Annotated in this window: 15 protein-coding genes; all 15 read right to left on the bottom strand. The window is 40.7% G+C overall.

Going from position 1 to position 18,943, the window contains the following annotated elements:
• Nucleotides 1-89: 89 nt before the first annotated feature.
• Entirely contained in the window at nt 90-2,201 is a 2,112-nt protein-coding gene (gene pnp / locus HNQ85_RS05435; RefSeq protein ID WP_181536749.1) for a polyribonucleotide nucleotidyltransferase, read from the bottom strand.
• A 277-nt stretch (nt 2,202-2,478) separates the two neighbouring features.
• The gene (gene rpsO, locus HNQ85_RS05430; protein WP_044893725.1) at nt 2,479-2,748 is read right to left on the bottom strand and encodes a 30S ribosomal protein S15; all 270 of its coding nucleotides are present in this window, start codon (nt 2,746-2,748) and stop codon (nt 2,479-2,481) included.
• A 90-nt stretch (nt 2,749-2,838) separates the two neighbouring features.
• Entirely contained in the window at nt 2,839-3,822 is a 984-nt protein-coding gene (ribF, locus tag HNQ85_RS05425) for a bifunctional riboflavin kinase/FAD synthetase (RefSeq protein ID WP_181536748.1), read from the bottom strand.
• Nucleotides 3,823-3,856: 34 nt separating this feature from the next.
• Complete coding sequence (truB, locus tag HNQ85_RS05420; protein WP_181536747.1) at nt 3,857-4,765, bottom strand: tRNA pseudouridine(55) synthase TruB; 909 nt, start codon at nt 4,763-4,765, stop codon at nt 3,857-3,859.
• A 134-nt stretch (nt 4,766-4,899) separates the two neighbouring features.
• Nucleotides 4,900-5,262 (bottom strand): 30S ribosome-binding factor RbfA, encoded by a 363-nt coding sequence (gene rbfA, locus HNQ85_RS05415; protein ID WP_181536746.1) that lies wholly within the window; start codon nt 5,260-5,262, stop codon nt 4,900-4,902.
• A gap of 14 nt (nt 5,263-5,276) precedes the next feature.
• The gene (locus HNQ85_RS05410) at nt 5,277-5,555 is read right to left on the bottom strand and encodes a DUF503 domain-containing protein (RefSeq protein WP_181536745.1); all 279 of its coding nucleotides are present in this window, start codon (nt 5,553-5,555) and stop codon (nt 5,277-5,279) included.
• A complete protein-coding gene (gene infB, locus HNQ85_RS05405) occupies nt 5,552-7,750 on the bottom strand; it encodes a translation initiation factor IF-2 (protein ID WP_181536744.1) in 2,199 nt (732 codons plus the stop codon). The genes HNQ85_RS05410 and infB overlap by 4 nt, the downstream gene beginning before the upstream one ends.
• A 61-nt stretch (nt 7,751-7,811) precedes the next feature.
• Nucleotides 7,812-8,117 carry a YlxQ family RNA-binding protein gene (locus HNQ85_RS05400; RefSeq protein WP_181536743.1) on the bottom strand — a complete coding sequence of 102 codons (306 nt, stop codon included), beginning with the start codon at nt 8,115-8,117 and terminating at the stop codon, nt 7,812-7,814.
• On the bottom strand, nt 8,107-8,397 hold the full coding sequence (gene rnpM, locus HNQ85_RS05395) for an RNase P modulator RnpM (RefSeq protein ID WP_181536742.1): 291 nt from the start codon (nt 8,395-8,397) through the stop codon (nt 8,107-8,109). Before rnpM ends, HNQ85_RS05400 begins: the two co-directional genes overlap by 11 nt.
• Nucleotides 8,398-8,410: 13 nt before the next feature.
• Nucleotides 8,411-9,562: a transcription termination factor NusA gene (nusA, locus tag HNQ85_RS05390; protein WP_181536741.1), complete on the bottom strand. Its 1,152-nt coding sequence runs from the start codon at nt 9,560-9,562 to the stop codon at nt 8,411-8,413.
• Between the two features lie 36 nt (nt 9,563-9,598).
• Nucleotides 9,599-10,072 (bottom strand): ribosome maturation factor RimP, encoded by a 474-nt coding sequence (gene rimP, locus HNQ85_RS05385; protein ID WP_181536740.1) that lies wholly within the window; start codon nt 10,070-10,072, stop codon nt 9,599-9,601.
• A 194-nt stretch (nt 10,073-10,266) separates the two neighbouring features.
• The gene (locus HNQ85_RS05380) at nt 10,267-14,580 is read right to left on the bottom strand and encodes a PolC-type DNA polymerase III (protein WP_181536739.1); all 4,314 of its coding nucleotides are present in this window, start codon (nt 14,578-14,580) and stop codon (nt 10,267-10,269) included.
• Nucleotides 14,581-14,695: 115 nt separating this feature from the next.
• Complete coding sequence (locus tag HNQ85_RS05375) at nt 14,696-16,399, bottom strand: proline--tRNA ligase (protein ID WP_181536738.1); 1,704 nt, start codon at nt 16,397-16,399, stop codon at nt 14,696-14,698.
• 94 nt (nt 16,400-16,493) lie between these two features.
• Nucleotides 16,494-17,753, bottom strand: a complete 1,260-nt coding sequence (rseP, locus tag HNQ85_RS05370) for an RIP metalloprotease RseP (RefSeq protein WP_181536737.1) — start codon at nt 17,751-17,753, stop codon at nt 16,494-16,496.
• 15 nt (nt 17,754-17,768) lie between these two features.
• Nucleotides 17,769-18,917 (bottom strand): 1-deoxy-D-xylulose-5-phosphate reductoisomerase, encoded by a 1,149-nt coding sequence (gene dxr / locus HNQ85_RS05365; RefSeq protein WP_181536736.1) that lies wholly within the window; start codon nt 18,915-18,917, stop codon nt 17,769-17,771.
• Between the last annotated feature and the right edge of the window lie 26 nt (nt 18,918-18,943).

Below are 18,943 nucleotides of genomic sequence, written 5' to 3'. Positions count from 1 at the left end.
AAAGGAAGGACAAGGTAGAACGAGAGGAGTGCATTATTTCTTTTGGTTAACGATAAAGAAGCCATGGGAAATCCCAAGGCTCCTCAAAGTTACAATTTTTGATTTTCTTTTTGCTCACGTAATACAGCTTTACGGGAAAGATTGACTCGGCCTTGTTTATCGATTTCCATTACTTTTACTAAAATTTCGTCTCCAATCGCTACAACATCTTCCACTTTACCAATTCGTTCTTCAGCTAATTCAGAAATATGAACAAGACCGTCTTTACCGTTAAATAATTCGACGAATGCACCGAATTTTTCAATGCGCTTCACTTTTCCTAGGTAAATTTGTCCTACTTCAACTTCACGAACAATGTCTTCAATAATCTTTTTCGCTTTGCGGTTCATTTCTTCATTAACAGAAGAAATGAAAATCGTGCCATCTTGTTCGATATCAATTTTGACGCCGGTTTCTTCAATAATTTTGTTAATTTGCTTACCGCTTGGTCCAATGACTTCGCGAATCTTATCTGGATTGATTTGCATCGTTAAAATTTTCGGAGCATATTTTGAAAGCTCTTTGCGTGGTTCACTAATAGTTTGCATCATATGCTCAAGGATTTCCATGCGGCCTTTTTTCGCTTGCTGTAAAGCTTCTTCAAGAATTTCACGCGATAGGCCTTTAATTTTAATATCCATTTGCAGTGCTGTTACACCTTTTGCTGTACCAGCTACTTTAAAGTCCATATCACCAAGATGGTCTTCCATTCCTTGAATGTCCGTAAGAATGGTATAATGCTCACCGTTTTTGATAAGCCCCATCGCAATTCCCGCAACTGGCGCTTTAATCGGAACCCCAGCATCCATCATGGCTAATGTGCTTGCACAAATACTTGCTTGTGAAGTCGAACCATTTGATTCTAACACTTCAGAAACGAGACGGATCGTATAAGGAAATTCTTTCTCAGATGGAATCACTGGCTCTAACGCCCGCTCACCAAGCGCACCATGTCCAATTTCCCGACGCCCTGGTCCGCGCATAGCTCCTGTTTCCCCCACTGAAAATGGCGGGAAGTTATAGTGATGCATAAAGCGTTTTGTTTCTTCAATACCAAGTCCGTCCAAAATTTGGACATCACCGAGAGCTCCTAACGTACAAACGCTAAGCGCCTGCGTTTGCCCGCGCGTAAACAGACCTGAACCATGTGTGCGCGGTAATAAACCGACTTCAGAAGATAGCGGACGAATTTCATCAATTCTTCGACCGTCTGGACGTACTTTTTCTTCTGTAATAAGGCGGCGAACTTCTTCTTTCACTAACTTATGTAATATCTCATTCACTTGTTTGAGCGTTTCTTCATCCGCTTCCTGCTCTTCGTATTTCGCCACAACGCCTGCTTTTACTTCATCAATTGCTGCCTCACGAGCCAGCTTTTCAGGAACTTGAACAGCACGTTTAATATCGGCTTCAGCCATTTGGCGAATTTCCGCCTCTAGCTGAGGGTCAAGTTCGTAAAGTACAACCTCCATCTTTTCTTTTCCAACTTTCGCAGCAATTTCCTCTTGGAACGCAATCAGCCGTTTAATCTCTTCATGCCCAAACATAATTGCTTCAAGCATTACTTCTTCCGGCACCTCGTCCGCACCGGCTTCAACCATGTTAATGGCGTCTTTTGTTCCTGCAACGACAAGATGAATATCGCTTTTCTCCATTTGCTCAACTGACGGATTAATCACAAATTGACCGTCAACACGTCCAACCGTTACACCAGCAATCGGCCCTTCAAACGGAATATCAGAAATGGTTAACGCCAATGATGAGCCAAACATCGCTGCCATTTCTGGGGAGCAGTCTTGATCGACGCTCATTACCATTGATACAATTTGCACTTCATTGCGAAATCCTTCAGCAAATAACGGACGAATCGGACGGTCAATGAGGCGGCTCGCCAAAATGGCCTTTTCACTCGGGCGGCCTTCACGTTTAATAAAGCCACCTGGAATTTTACCAACTGCATATAAACGTTCCTCATAGTTGACCGTTAATGGGAAGAAATCGACACTTTTTGCTTCTTTCGATGCTGTTGCTGTACTTAAAACAACCGTATCACCATAGCGAACTAAGACAGCGCCATTCGCTTGTTTGGCCAATTGGCCAATTTCTGCAGTGAGCGTCCGTCCTGCCCAATCTATGGAAAAGACATGTTTCTCTTGCTCCATATAAATGAGTACTCCTCTCTATGTACAAATGAAAAATAAATACATTCATTATATTATGCATACATCTTCGATCATGAGATCACCAACACTAGAGATGACTAGTGTGAAAAGAGATGTCCCCAATCTTTACTAATGAGGATTCCCTTTATTTTAGTATGAACGAATCAATAAAAACATATCAATAATTATATTGTATATATAAATGCATCGCAGTTTCTAGAAATTTTTTATTTAAACTAGCAAAAAAGCGGGAATGCTCCCGCTTTTTCTACTAACATTAACGACGTAATCCAAGTTTGTTAATTAATTCACGATAGCGCGTAATATCTTTGTTACGCAAATAAGTTAGTAAGTTACGGCGCTTACCAACCATTTTCAATAATCCACGACGTGAATGATGGTCTTTCTTGTGAACACGTAGATGTTCGTTTAAGTTGTTAATTTGCTCTGTAAGGATAGCAATTTGAACTTCTGGAGAACCAGTGTCAGTTTCGTGAATTTTAAAAGCGTTAATAATTTCATTTTTACGCTCTTGTGTAAGTGCCATCCTTTTTCACCTCCTCATTATTAAACCCCAATTACCGAGCAAGCGTCGGTGACTCGACTTGCCAAGCAATGGTTATTTTGCATACGTTTATTAGAATACATCTTTTTGTACTAAAATGCAAGTCTTTTCGTCTAGATTCCGAAAATAGTTTCGGGCTGCTTCTTTATCGCGTTGAATTTGCGCAATTAATTCATCAATCTTTGCAAACTTTTTTTCACTTCTTAGCCGTTTATGCCACTCAAGAGTGATCGTTTCTCCGTAAATCTCCTTTGCGAAATCAAAAATATGCACTTCAATATTAGGCCGGTCAGCTTGTGTTTTATGAAATGTTGGTTTATAGCCGACGTTGCATACTCCTTCATACGTATGACCGTCTATTTTAATTGTTACCACATATACTCCAAGTGCCGGTAAAAGATAATCATCGATTGGTTCGATATTTGCCGTTGGGAAACCGATCGTTCTTCCCCGCTTTTCTCCGTCAACCACAATCCCTTTTATTTCATAAAAGCGGCCAAGTAAGCTAGGAAGCTGGTCCACATCCCCGTTTTTCAGCAATTGTCGTATATAGGTGGAACTAATTTTCTCTTCTCGAAAACTCATTTTTGGCACAACGGTTTGCGAGAACTGTCCACGCGAATGAAACGGCAGTGTCTCCATTGTTCCTTTACCAAGACGTCCGTACGTAAAATCGAAACCTGCAACAACGTGTTTGACATGAAAATCAATAATATATTGATCAACAAATTCTTGCGGAAGTAATTCGGCAAACTGTGGTGTAAATTCAACTACATATAAGTAATCAATTCCTAGCTCAGCAATTAACCGCTCCTTTTCTTTCAAAGGCGTAATAAAGTGAACGTGTTTTTCTTTTCGCCCTAATACGACGGATGGGTGTGGGTCAAACGTCATGACTGCGCTTTTATACCCTTTTTCATCGGCCATTTGTTTCGCTGTTTTTATTACTTGCTGGTGACCTAGATGAACGCCATCAAAATACCCAAGGGCCATGACCGTTGGTGGGAATTGGTTTTTATTCATATGATGAGGATGAGAGATAAACAATGTTTTCATAACATATTCACCTTCTGCCTATTGCCGCTTCTAATCATCCCAATACTTTTAACGGCTTGATGAGATGCGGTTTTTCCGGATGCTTTATATATAAAGCTAATGCTTTATTTTGTTCGTTCACTACTAACATAGGGTCATTCACATCTTTTAATTCATTTGGTATCGGCAATACTGCCCCGTTTTTTACTTTCTCTGCTACTTTATCATTAATTTGATATTTCGGCAAATGGAAAAGTGCTTGTTCAATTGGTACTAAAATCGTTGCTAATTCGTTATTCTTAAGCTTTTCTTCTATTTCTTCAAAAGTTAAGCATTGATCAAGCGTAAATGGACCAGATGCCGTACGAATTAAATGAGACATATGTGCAGGGAATCCTAACATTTCTCCAATGGTGACAGCTAACGTTCGTACGTATGTGCCTTTACTGCATGTAACCCGAAAGCGAAACGAAATGGTTTCCCCCGTAAATATTTCTCTATGATCAAGTAATGTCAATTCATGAATCGTTACAATACGAGTCGGCCTTTGAACTTCAATGCCAGCACGGGCATATTCGTATAACTTTTTTCCATTTATCTTTACAGCCGAGTACATTGGTGGAGTTTGTTCAATTTCTCCTGTTAATTGTTGAAACACATTTTCAATTTCATTTCGCTGAATCGGTCTGTCAACTTTTTTTTCTTCGACCATTTCACCGGAAGCATCTTCTGTTGTGGTTGAGAAGCCTAGCGTTACTTCTCCTTCATATGTTTTACTTGCCCCTGTTAATAACTCAACAATTTTTGTCGCTTTCCCGATACAAATCGGCAAAACACCAGATACATCTGGGTCGAGAGTTCCTGTATGTCCTACTTTTTTTATTTTTAACATTTTGCGCACTTTTAAGACGCAATCATGTGATGTTACCCCTGCTGGTTTATGTAACAAAAGGATTCCGTCCATAACAACCCCCCTCTATGTATATTCCCTTAAACAAAAAAGGTCTGTTTCCCTTCAACTACAATATACGGGTAATTTAGCAAGAGCACCCTTATATATTGTAATCGTTCGGGGAAACAGACCCTTAAAGAGACTCATCATTCCTCACTTTTATGTTGTTCATCTTCTGAAATTTGTTTAATTAAGGATTCAATACGGCTGCCATAGTCAATCGATTCGTCAATTTCAAAATAAATCTCCGGTGTTTTTCGAAGGCGAATGCGTTGACCGATTTCTGAACGGATAAAACCTTTTGCTTTTGCTAAGCCCTTTAATGTATTTTGCCGTTGTTCCTCATCCCCTAAGACGGAGATATATACTTTAGCTTGTTGCAAATCTCCTGTGACACGTACATCGGTAACTGTCACAAAACCGATACGTGGGTCTTTCAGTTTGCGACCAATAATATCGCTTAATTCCTTTTTCATTTGTTCGCCAACACGAGCAGCTCGCAAACGCATTTTCATCACCTCGATTAAAACCACTCAAATGTTGTAACCGTCCGTTCTATTTCGGGAAATGAATCGATCATCTCAAGCGCCCGTTGCAATTCACGTTCCGTTGTTATTCGGTTTGACGTAATAGCCACTATTCCAAGCTTTGTACGCTGCCAAACATCTTGATGATCGATTTCGGCTACTGATACATTATATTTTTGTTTGAGCCGTGTGACAACACGTTGCAGCACGGCTCTCTTTTCTTTTAGTGATTGTGCGTCATAAATGAGGCACTCACACTCTACATAGCCAATCATGCTCGTTTTACTTCTTCCATCACATATGCTTCGATGACATCGCCTTCTTTAATGTCATTAAAGTTTTTAATTGTAACACCGCATTCGTAACCTTGAGCCACTTCTTTCACATCGTCTTTGAAGCGTTTGAGCGTGTCAATTTCACCTTCATAAACAACAACACCTTGACGGATGAGACGTACTTTGCTGTCACGTGTAATTTTTCCATCTGTGACATAACAACCAGCAATTGTTCCAACTTTAGATACTTTAAATGTTTGACGAACTTCCGCTTGACCAATCACCTTTTCTTCATACTCTGGGTCAAGCATTCCTTTCATTGCCGCCTCAATTTCCTCAATCACTTTATAAATGATGCGGTGAAGACGAATATCAACTTTTTCTGTTTCAGCAACCCTCTTCGCATTTGCATCTGGACGAACGTTAAAGCCGATGACAATCGCGGTGGAAGCAGTTGCTAAAATGATATCGGATTCTGTAATCGCTCCTACTCCGGCATGAATAATTTTTACTCGGACACCTTCAACTTCAATTTTTTGCAGTGCTGCTGCAAGCGCCTCAACAGAACCTTGAACATCCGCTTTTACGATGATGTTAAGCTCTTTCATTTCACCTTGTTTAATTTGCTCGAATAAATCGTCAAGGCTCACGCGAGTTTTCACGCTGCGCTGTTCAAGCAATTGTTTTTGTGCTCGCGCTTCACCAATTTGACGAGCTTTTTTCTCATCTTCAAATACCATGAAACGGTCGCCTGCTTGTGGCACATCGTTTAGACCTGTAATCTCAACTGGAGTTGACGGACCAGCTTCTTTGATGCGGCGTCCTGAGTCATTCACCATTGCACGCACGCGTCCATAAGTGTTGCCGACTACAATCGGATCTCCAACACGTAATGTACCTGCCTGTACGAGCAATGTTGCTACAGGACCGCGACCTTTATCTAGTTTTGCTTCGATTACTGTACCTGTTGCACGGCGATTTGGATTCGCTTTAAGTTCTTCCATTTCGCTGACAAGAAGAATCATTTCTAACAAATGGTCAATTCCTTCGCCGGTTTTTGCCGACAGTTTACAGAAAATCGTGTCACCGCCCCATTCTTCCGGCACAAGATTATGTTCCATTAGTTCTTGCATGACGCGATCAGGATTTGCTGTAGGTTTATCCATTTTGTTAACAGCAACAATAATTGGCACATTCGCCGCTTTCGCATGGTTAATGGCTTCGACCGTTTGCGGCATGACACCATCATCCGCTGCGACCACAAGAACAACGATATCTGTTACTTGTGCACCGCGAGCACGCATTGTTGTAAACGCTTCATGCCCTGGTGTATCAAGGAACGTAATTTTCTTATCGTTTACAACGACTTGGTATGCACCGATATGTTGTGTAATACCGCCTGCTTCTCCTTCCGTCACTTTTGAGTTGCGGATGGAGTCTAATAGCGTTGTTTTTCCATGGTCAACGTGTCCCATGATGGTAACAACCGGAGGACGTTCTACTAGATCTTCTGGATCATCAACAATTTCATATGCTTCAAATTCTGTTTCATCAATGACAACTTTTTCTTCGACTTCAACGCCATAGTCAGCGCAAATTAACTCAATCGCATCTTTATCTAAGTCTTGGTTAATCGTCGCCATAATGCCGAGCATAAACAGTTTCTTAATAATTTCAGACGGTTCTTTGCCAAGCTTTTTCGCAAGTTCCGCAACCGTTAAAGAGCCTTCAAACGTAATTTTCTTAGGAAGCTCTTTTTCTTTTTTCTTTTCTACTTCCTGCACGATAGGCTGATTCACCTGTTGCTTATGTTTATTTTTGTTTTTATTTTTCTTATTATTATTAAAAATTTTCTTTTCTTTCTGCTGGCTTTCGACGTCGTGTTTCTTGCCTTCGCCTCTTTTATTTCCGCCTTTTTTAATCGGAACTTTCGTTTTCACTACCTCATCGTCATCTTCGAAATCACCGATATATCCTTTTGGTTTTAATGGCGCTTTTTCTTTTTGTGGCGCCTTATGCCCTTCTTGTTTTTCTTCTTTTTTATGATATGAACGATCTAGTTTTTCGACGATTTCCGGTTCAAGTGTTGCCATATGATTTGTAACCTCAATATTCATTTCTTTTAATTTATGAATGATGTCTTTGCTAGAAACGTTATTTTTTTTGGCGTATTCATATACACGTATTTTCGACATAGATTCACCCCCACATGAAATCGGTAATATCTAAGCTTTTATACAACTTTTGACATTACCATTATACATCGAGCATCGTCATTAATTTTTTCGCAAATCCTTCATCCGTAACGGCGACAACGACTCTTGTATCTTTGCCAATGGCATGACCAAGTACATATCGGTCCGTTACTTTTCGAAGTGGAACATTATAAGATAAGCATTTATCTTGAATCTTTTTTGCTGTATTGACAGATGCATCTTCGGCAAGAAGAACGAGCTTTGCCCTTCCGCTTCGAATTTCTTTAACGACAAGTTCCTCACCCGAAATAATTTTACGCGCTCGATTGGCTAACCCTAACAAGGATGCCCACTGTTTATTGCTCATTCTCGGTTTGCTTCTCCTTTTCTGCTAAGCGAAGCAGTTCATCATAGATTGATTCATCAACTTCGGCCTTTAAATGATACGCTAATATATTTTTCTTTTTAGCAAGTAAAATACAATCTTTATCAAGCGTTAAATAAGCGCCGCGTCCCGCTTTTTTTCCAGTCGGGTCAATCGATACAATCCCTTCTTTGGAGCGGACGATGCGAACGAGCTCTTTTTTCGGCTTCATTTCACCGGTTGCCACGCACTTACGAAGCGGTATTTTTTTCCGAACCGTCATTCTTTTTCACCTCTCACTCGATTTCATTTTCAGATAAATCGAATGTTGGGTCGTATTCATCTTCATTATTATTCATATGTGCGTCTTTAGAATCAAGCAAAGCGGATTGTTCACGCGGATAAATTCCTAATTGTTCCGCTTCAGTTTGACTTTTAATATCAATTTTCCAGTTCGTCAATTTTGCCGCTAAACGAGCATTTTGTCCGCGCTTTCCAATGGCTAATGATAATTGATAATCAGGAACAATCACAGTCGTTGCTTTCTCTTCTTCGTTAACAATGACATCTAACACTTTTGCTGGACTTAACGCGTTTGCGACAAATTCCACAGGATCAGCTGACCAACGAACGATATCAATTTTTTCTCCTTTTAATTCATTGACAATCGCTTGAACGCGTTGTCCTTTTGGTCCGACACACGCGCCAACCGGGTCAACCTCTGGGTTATCGGAGTGCACAGAAATTTTTGAACGATCGCCAGCTTCGCGGGCTACTGACTTTATTTCCACTGTGCCATCATAAATTTCTGGAACTTCTAATTCAAACAATCGTTTTAAAAGTCCCGGATGTGTTCGTGACACGAAAATTTGTGGACCTTTTGTCGTTTTTTCTACTTTTGTAATATATACTTTAATGCGATCATGCGGTTTATATGTTTCATTCGGCATTTGTTCGCTGACAGGTAGAAGCGCTTCTGTTTTTCCTAAGCTTACGTAAATAAACTTTGAGTCTGTGCGTTGGACAATGCCCGTCATAATATCTTCTTCACGGTCAATAAACTCCGCATAGATGACGCCTCGTTCTGCTTCGCGCACACGTTGTGTCACAACCTGTTTAGCTGTTTGCACAGCGATGCGTCCGAAATCTTTCGGCGTTACTTCAATCTCGACAATATCGCCGACTTGATAGTTTGGATTGATTCTTCTCGCCTCTTCAAGAGAAATCTCTAAGCGCGAATCATACACTTCATCGACAACTTCTTTTCGAGCAAAAACGCGAATTGTCCCCGTTTCTATATTAAAGTCAACACGAACATTTTGCGCTTGGTTAAAGTTGCGTTTATAAGCGGAGACAAGCGCCGCTTCAAGCGCTTCTACTAACACTTCTTGACTAATGCCCTTTTCTTTTACAATCGTTGTTAAGGCATCTAATAGTTGTGTATTCATGAAACGTGAATCCCCCTCTTTAAAAACGTTTAACCATTAGAAAAACACAACCGCAAGTCTGGCGTTTGCGATTTTTTCATAAGGAATTTCGATTGTTTTTTTGCGTGTCTTTTGCTTGACTGTAATCGTCGCAACTGTGCCATCAAAAGCGGTGAGTTCACCTTCAAATTCTTTTTCTCCTTCAATCGGTTCATATGTTTTTACATATACATTTTTTCCGACAGCTCGTTCGAAATCGGCGCGCTTTTTCAATGGACGCTCTGCACCAGGCGAAGACACTTCAAGAAAATAGTTATATGGAATAGGGTCTACTTCGTCCAGCTTCTCACTTAATTTTTCACTAACGATTCCACACTGTTCAATATCAATTCCGTCTTCCGAATCAATAAACACTCGGAGAAACCAGTTTTTCCCTTCTTTTACATACTCGATATCGACTAACTCGAGCTCCATCTCTTCAAGAATAGGGGTCACTAGTTCTTCAACGATTTCGGTGACTTTTTTGCTCATTCTGTTCCTCCTACCTAGAGAAAATTGAACTTTATGGCATAATGCGAAAATCCCCTGCTAAAAACAGCAGGGAAACCATGCAACCAATCCAATACAACAGAAAGAGTGGGTTTCCCCACTCTTTTCTTACAGACTATCTTTACCATTACCACTAAAACTATAACATATTCGGAAAAGTAATGCAATGAAAAACGCTAGAATAACGATAATTGATTATGATCCGGAAGCGAATCAAGGCAGCCACGGCTCTCTAAATATTCGATTAATGTTTTTGAAACTTTTCCACGTTGCTGCAAGTCTTCTTTTGATAAAAATTCTCCTTCTTCGCGGGCGCGGACAATATTCAATGCTACGTTCGTTCCTAATCCCGGAATCGCATTAAACGGTGGTATAAGCGAATTGCCATCGATGACAAATTCTGTTGCCTGGGAACGATAAAGATCAATATTTTTAAATGAGAAGCCACGCTCGCACATTTCTAAAGCAATTTCTAATACGGTTAGTAAGCTTTTCTCTTTCGCTGATGCATCCAACCCTTTTGCATTAATTTCCTCAATCCGCTTACGAATCGCTGCCGATCCTTTCACCATTGCATCTAAATCGAAGTCTTCGGCACGCACAGTGAAGTAAGAGGCATAGTATAAAAGCGGATGGTGTACTTTAAAGTACGCGATTCTCACTGCCATTAATACATAAGCAGCAGCGTGCGCTTTCGGGAACATGTACTTAATTTTTTTGCATGATTCGATATACCATTCAGGTACATCGTGCTTCCGCATTTCTTCTTCAAATTCTGGAGTTAAACCTTTCCCTTTACGTACCGACTCCATGATTTTAAAAGCAAGTGATGGCTCAAGACCACGATAAATTAAATAGACCATGATATCGTCACGGCAGCCAATAACTTCCGACAATGTACAAATCCCGTTTTGAATTAATTCTTGTGCATTTCCTAACCATACATCCGTTCCATGCGACAGTCCAGAAATTTGTACAAGTTCAGAAAACGTCTTCGGCTTTGTATCCTCAAGCATTTGTCTAACAAATCTTGTGCCGAACTCCGGAATACCTAACGTTCCGACATTGCACATAATTTGTTCTGGAGTAACGCCAAGAGATTCGGTTCCACTAAAAATTTTCATTACTTCTGGGTCATCGGTCGGAATCGTTTTTGGATCAATTCCGCTTAAATCTTGAAGCATACGGATGACCGTCGGATCATCGTGTCCAAGAATATCCAGCTTCAGTAAATTGTCATGAATCGAATGGAAGTCAAAGTGTGTCGTTCTCCACTCTGAACTTGTATCGTCTGCTGGGTATTGAATTGGCGTGAAATCATAAATATCCATATAATCAGGAACGACAATAATCCCGCCTGGATGCTGACCAGTCGTCCTTTTTACACCTGTACATCCAGCCGCTAACCGATCAATTTCGGCACCGCGAAGCTGAAGATTATTTTCACTTGCATACGCTTTGACAAATCCGTAAGCAGTTTTATCGGCCACCGTACCGATTGTTCCAGCACGATAAACGTTATCTTCACCGAACAACACTTTTGTATAGTTATGTGCCCGCGGCTGATATTCACCGGAGAAGTTTAAGTCGATATCAGGAACTTTATCTCCTTTAAAGCCAAGGAATGTCTCAAACGGAATATCATGACCGTCCTTATTATATGGCGTGCCGCACTTTGGACAATCTTTATCCGGCAAATCAAAACCTGAGCCAACTGAACCGTCATTAAAAAATTCGGAGTTCTTGCAATTAGGACAAACATAATGCGGTGGCAATGGGTTTACTTCTGTTATTTCCGTCATTGTTGCCACAAACGATGATCCAACTGAACCACGTGAACCTACAAGATACCCATCATCAAGCGATTTTTTCACAAGCTTATGAGAAATGAGGTAAATAACGGCAAATCCATGCCCGATGATGCTTTTTAGCTCTTTTTCCAGACGTTGTTCAACGATTTCCGGAAGCGGGTCGCCATAAATGCTTTTCGCACGACGGTAACTCATCTCGCGAATTTCTTCATCCGCTCCCTCGATTCGCGGCGTGTAAAGTTCATCTTTAATCGGCTTGACGTCATCAATTAAAGAAGCTATTTTTTGCGTATTTGTTACCACAATTTCTTTTGCTTTTTCTTCCCCAAGAAACGCAAAACACTCCAGCATTTCATTCGTTGTTCGAAAATATACATCAGGTAATTCATGACGGTTTAATGGATTGGCTCCAGCTTGCGAACTAATTAATATTTTTCGATAAATTTTATCTTCAGGATTTAAATAATGAACGTTTCCAGTTGCGACAACAGGAATATTTAATTTTTCTCCGAGCTTAACGATATTGTGAATAATCTCTTTTAACATTTGTTCATCTTTGACATAGTCCATCTCAATTAACGGCTTATACACTTCTGGCGGATGTACTTCAAGGAAATCATAAAATTTCGCGATTTCCTCCACTTCTTCTGGTGCTTTTTGAATCATATTGTCAAACATTTCACCTTTATCGCAACCAGAACCAACTAATATGCCTTCGCGGTGTTGTTGCAATACAGAGCGTGGAATGCGAGGCACACGATAAAAATATTGAATATGAGAAAGCGATACTAACTTAAATAAATTTTTCAGTCCGACTTCGTTTTGAGCAAGCAGTGTTACATGAAACGGGCGCGAACGCTGAAAGGCTGTTCCTTGACTAGATGCCTTGTTTAACTCATCATGATAAAGAATCCCTTTTTCGTGAGCATCTTTCAGCATGCGAATCAATAAATAACCTGTTGCTTCTGCGTCATAAATCGCACGGTGATGTTGCGTTAATTCGATATCAAATTTTTTACAAAGCGTATTTAAACGGTGATTTTTTAATTCCGGATACAAGAAACGCGCTAGTTCAAGCGTATCAATCACTGGATTTGTTACTTTGCCAAACCCGATTTTTTTAAACCCTGCGTTTAAGAAGCCGATATCAAAGGTAGCGTTATGAGCAACAAGTACACTGTCGCCAATCCATTCATAAAACTTTTGCAGTACTTCCTCAACATCTGGTGCATCTTTAAGCATATCATCAGTAATACCGGTCAACTCAATCGTTGTAATGGAAAGCGGATGATGCGGATTAGCAAATGATGTAAATCGATCGATAATTTCCCCGTTTTTCACTTTCACGGCGGCAAGCTCGATAATGGTATTATAAACAGCAGACAACCCTGTTGTTTCAACGTCAAAAACAACAAATGTATCATCTGCAAGTAAACGGTGCGCCTCGTTATATGCGATTGGCACTCCATCATCCACAATATTTGCTTCTAATCCATAAATCACTTTCATTCCATTTTTCTTCGCAGCGCTGTATGCTTCTGGAAACGCTTGAACAACGGCGTGATCAGTAATAGCAATCGCTGGGTGCCCCCATTTTTTCGCTTGTTCAATCAGCTTGCTGACTGATGTGACCGCATCCATTTGACTCATTGGTGTATGAAGGTGAAGTTCAACCCGTTTTTCTCCTTCAGGAGCAGTATCTTGGCGTTCATTTGGCTTTATTTCGTTTACATCATTAGCGATTAAAACAAGGTCGCGAACAAATGTATCATTTTGGACACTGCCTCTTACCTTTACCCACATTCCTTTTTTCACTTTTGCCATTAAAGCGGCATCTTCTTTGTCGCGTGAGAACATTTTTACAAGAATGGAATTCGTATAGTCCGTTATTTTCAAAGTCAATAATGAACGTCCGCTTTTAAGCTCTTTTAATTCGGCGTCAAACACATAACCTTGTACAACAACACGACGTTCTTCTTCGACAATGCTGTCTAGAGTACGAATTTCTTCCTCATCTTTAATCGGATAGCCGATGACAAGCGGCCCTGCTGAAGCTTCAACGACAACTTCAGAGGAAGATTCTTTCTTCATTGTCATTTCTGTCAGTGCTGCTAGCGCGCGTTCTTGGTCTTCCTGTTGCTTTTGTGCTAAAAATTGCTCATACTCGCTTTGTGATTGTTTCACCTCTGTTTCTAGCTGCAAATGCGGAAAACCAAATGATTGATAAGCTTGTGCAATGGCCGATGCAAAACGGCGTTTTAACGCCATTGCTTCCGCATCATTTCGTGCTGATACGTATAGCTTGTTCCCTTTTGAATTTGGAAGCTGCTCATGAAGCAGTGATAAAAGAGGAGATGAGATTCCCTGCATCTCTTCTAGACAAATCGGCCAATATTGTTGAATGTCCGCTTCCGTAAACGTAGAATCCATCGTTTGAATCGTATGCTTGACATTGGCAATATGCCCAAAAGCATGGAGCAATCGCTGCGTAAAAAGCTGATACAGATTAACAGGCAATATTTTCGGTAGCAAAAAATAAAAATGCCAGCGTTTTTGTTCCTTTTCAATGACAAGTTTTTGAATCCCGGCTTGTGAAAAATATGGAACGAAATCATCAGACGTCAGCTCAAGCTGCTGCAGTAACACTTGAAATCGTTCTTTTTGCTCGTTGGTTAACATGACGTCACTACATTCTCCTCTCTTATCATTCATGTATATATTTATGATAACAGAAGGGCTGTCCCAAAAGTAGAAATTCTACCTGAGGGATACAGCCCTACTTCTCCCTTTAAATTTAGATAGCTAAAAGACGTTGGATAGTCTCATTTAATTCAGAAACATGAACTTCCATCGTTTCGCCAGTTTGGCGCACTTTAATTTCTACAATACCTTCACCAGCACGTTTGCCAACCGTAATTCTTACCGGTATACCGATGAGATCACTGTCAGCAAATTTGACGCCTGGGCGCTCTTGACGATCATCGTAAAGCACTTCATAACCATTATTTTGCAGTTTTTCATACAGCTCATCTGCTAGATGGCGCTGTTCATCATTTTTTGGATTCACGGAAATTAAATGTAAATGAAACGGTGCAACAGCAACTGGCCATACAAGACCATTTTCATCGCTGAATTGCTCGGCAATCGCCGCCATAGTGCGAGAAACACCAATACCATAGCAACCCATAATCATTGTTTGTGTGCGGCCATTTTCGTCCAAATATGTTGCATTCATCGCTTCACTGTAACGAGTGCCTAACTTAAAGACATGACCTACTTCGATACCGCGCGCAAAACGAATCGTTCCTTGTCCGTCTGGTGAAGGGTCTCCTTCTTGAATAAAACGCAAATCAGCATATTGAGAAACGGTAAAATCACGTTCTGGGTTTACGCCGATATAATGATATCCTTCTTCATTAGCACCACATACACCATTGACAATGGCTTGTACAGCTTTGTCTGCCACGACTTCCACTTTCTCGCTTACCCCAATCGGTCCCAATGAGCCAATAGAGCACTGCATGATTTGTTTTGTTTCCTCAGGTGAAGCCAGTTCAACTACTGATGCCTCAAATAAGTTTTTCACTTTCACATCGTTGACTTCATGGTCGCCGCGCACCAAGACAAGCACGTACTTTTCATCTACTTTAAAGAGCAACGATTTAATACACTTTTCTCGAGATACATTTAAGAATGACGACACTTCTTCAATTGATTTTTGTTCTGGTGTATGCACTTTTTCTAACTCACGAAGCGGCTCATCGCTTTTTTCGTAAGTAGTGATAACCGGTGCCATTTCGATGTTTGCCGCATAATCGGATGTATCAGAATAAGCAATTGTATCTTCACCAACATCTGATAGTACCATGAATTCATGTGTGTCTTTTCCGCCCATTGCTCCCGAATCAGCAATAACCGCCCGGAAGTTTAAGCCGCAGCGGCGGAACACATTCGAATATGCTTCATACATTTTGTTATATACTTCATCTAAACTTTCTTGAGAAGTATGGAAGGAATAGGCATCCTTCATAATAAATTCGCGACCGCGCAGCAAACCAAAGCGAGGACGTTTTTCATCACGAAACTTCGTTTGAATTTGATATAACGTTAATGGTAAACGTTTATATGTTTTTACTTCATCTCGTACAAGCGATGTAATCACTTCTTCATGAGTCGCTCCAAGCGCGAAATCACGATCGTGGCGGTCTTTAAGACGCATTAACTCCGGACCATATGAATACCAGCGGCCAGACTCTTGCCAAAGTTCCGCCTGCTGTAAAGCTGGCATTAACAATTCAATCGCCCCAGCACGATTCATTTCCTCGCGAATAATCGTTTCGATTTTTTGCAGCACGCGTTGACCGAGCGGCAAATAACTGTAAACTCCGCTTGCATTTTGACGAATAAATCCTGCGCGCAACAGGAGCTGATGGCTTTTAATTTCCGCATCTGCTGGTACTTCCCGTAACGTTGGGATAAAAGACATACTTTGTTTCATCTTCTTGCACCTCTTATAATTTTCATTTTTCTATTTTTTATATATAAGGCGAAGAGAAATAGAATCATTTGTTCTACTTCTCTTCAGCTAAATATTACAGGAAAAACTTTTGAATATCATTCCATGTCACAACAAGCATTAATAACATTAATAAAGCAAAGCCGATAAAATGAACCAATCCCTCTTTTTGACGGTCAACCGGCTTGCCGCGCAATGCTTCAACAGCAAAAAACATTAAGCGGCCGCCATCAAGTGCCGGAATCGGCAAAAGGTTGACAATGCCAAGGTTAATACTTAGAATGGCTCCCCATTTCATTAAATAATAAACTCCTGACTCTGCTACTTTGTGGGTAGATACCGCAATTCCAACAGGGCCTGAGAGCATATCAAGAGAAAATTGACCTGTAAGCAAGTGGCCAAGACCAACGATAATCTCTTTTGTCCAGTAATACGTTTCATAAGCCCCTTGTTTAAACGCACCAAACAACGATTTTTCCATCGGCCCATACACACCAATCAAACCAATGGTCTCTCCCTGCACTTCTTTCGGCTTTGGTGTGACGGGAATTTCAAGCACTTCTCCGTTACGGTTTACTTGAAACAATAACTCTTGATCAGGATTGTCACGAATGATTTCGACCACTTCCGTCCAGGTTGAAACCGGCTGATCGTCAATCGATAACACCTTATCGTTTTCTTTTAATCCTGCTTCTAGTGCGGCACCATCTTTTGTTAATTCACCGATAATCGGTTTATCTACAGGATAGCCTTGCAACATGCCGATAAACACAAAAATGACAAACGCAAGGACAAAGTTCATTAACGGTCCAGCAAAAATCGCCATCGCCCGCTGACCAAGTGTTTTTGAAGCAAACTGGCGATGATAAGGAGCAATTTGGATTTCCTGCTGATCCATGACAAAAAAGGCGGGTTCACTTAACTCAAAGCGTTGAAGACGTTCGTTGTTTTCGTCTTCATATCCTGTAATATACATTCCATGTTCTAAATCAGCATTTTCTACTTCAATGATTTTCGCATCTGGATATTGATCTTTATGATTAATAATTACTTTATTCACTTTTCCATCCGGTGCAAACTCCAGCCCGACGACCTGTCCAGGCTTGACTTCAATCATTTCCGGATCTTCGCCGGCCATGCGGACAAATCCACCAAGCGGCAATAGGCGAATCGTATAAACCGTCTCATTTTTCTTAAACGAAAATACTTTTGGACCAAAGCCGATAGCAAACTCGCGGCATAAAATGCCAGCTCGTTTGGCAAAAATTAAGTGTCCAAGTTCATGGAAGAAAACAAGCGCACCAAAAATGATGACAAAGGCAATGACCGTGTTCAATTTTTCAACCACCTTTTAAATTAATAATGACTTGACATATCGACGGGTTTCTTCGTCAATTTCACGAATCTCATCAAATGTCGGCTGCTTAACTACGTGATGACGTTCTAACGCCTGTTCGATTAGCTCTTCGATTGTTAAAAACGAAATTTGTCCATTTAAAAATGCTGCAACCGCCTCTTCATTTGCCGCATTCAGCACCGTTGGTAAGGAACCGCCAGCTTTTCCGGCTTCATAAGCAAGCTTTAGACAACGATAACGCTCAAAGTCTACTTTTTGGAAATGGAGAGTTCCTATTTCTGCTAAGTTTAACTTTTTGGCACCTAATAATTCAAATCGATCAGGATACGTAAGAGCATATTGGATAGGCACCCGCATATCAGGTGTCCCCAACTGGGCAATGACGCTGCTATCATGAAATTGCACCATCGAATGAATAATGCTCTCTTTATGTAGTAAAACATCAATTTGTTCATACGATAAATGAAACAACCAGTGTGCCTCAATCACTTCTAGACCTTTGTTCATCATGGTTGCCGAATCAATGGTAATTTTAGCCCCCATCGCCCAGTTCGGATGGCGTAGTGCTTCTTCCACTGTGACATTTTGCAGCTCTTCTCGTTTTCTGTCACGGAAACTGCCGCCAGAGGCTGTTAGAATAATTTTTTCAATATTTTTCTCTTTTTCTCCTTGCAGGCATTGAAAAATCGCTGAATGTTCACTGTCCACAGGCAATATCGTTACGCCACGTTTTTGTGCCGCTTCCATTACAATGTGACCGGCTGTAACGAGCGTTTCTTTGTTGGCAAGTGCAATTGTTTTTCCTGCTTCGATCGCCTGCAATGTCGGCAAAAGCCCAACGCTTCCCACCACAGCATTAACAACAATGTCTGTCTTTGAATATGTAGCAACCTCTATTAATCCTTCTTCTCCATATACCAATTTTACTTTACTGCCAAATTCATGACGAAGACGTTCACAATCCTCTTTGTTCGCTACTGAGACAAGGTGTGGAGTAAATTCCTCAATAATTTTTCCTGCTAATTCAATATTTTTGCCTATCGACATTGCCGCCAGTCGAAACTCATTCGGATGAGAACGAATCACATCAAGCGTTTGTGTGCCAATAGATCCGCTTGCTCCTAATAAACTAATATATTTCAATGCATTCACTCCTAACTGCTTGCACG

Origin of the sequence: [Anoxybacillus] calidus (assembly GCF_013760845.1) — a bacterium.
Taxonomy (GTDB): domain Bacteria; phylum Bacillota; class Bacilli; order Bacillales; family Anoxybacillaceae; genus Paranoxybacillus; species Paranoxybacillus calidus.
The sequence above is the reverse complement of the archived record's forward strand: the minus strand, read 5'-3'. Positions and strand labels throughout refer to the sequence as shown.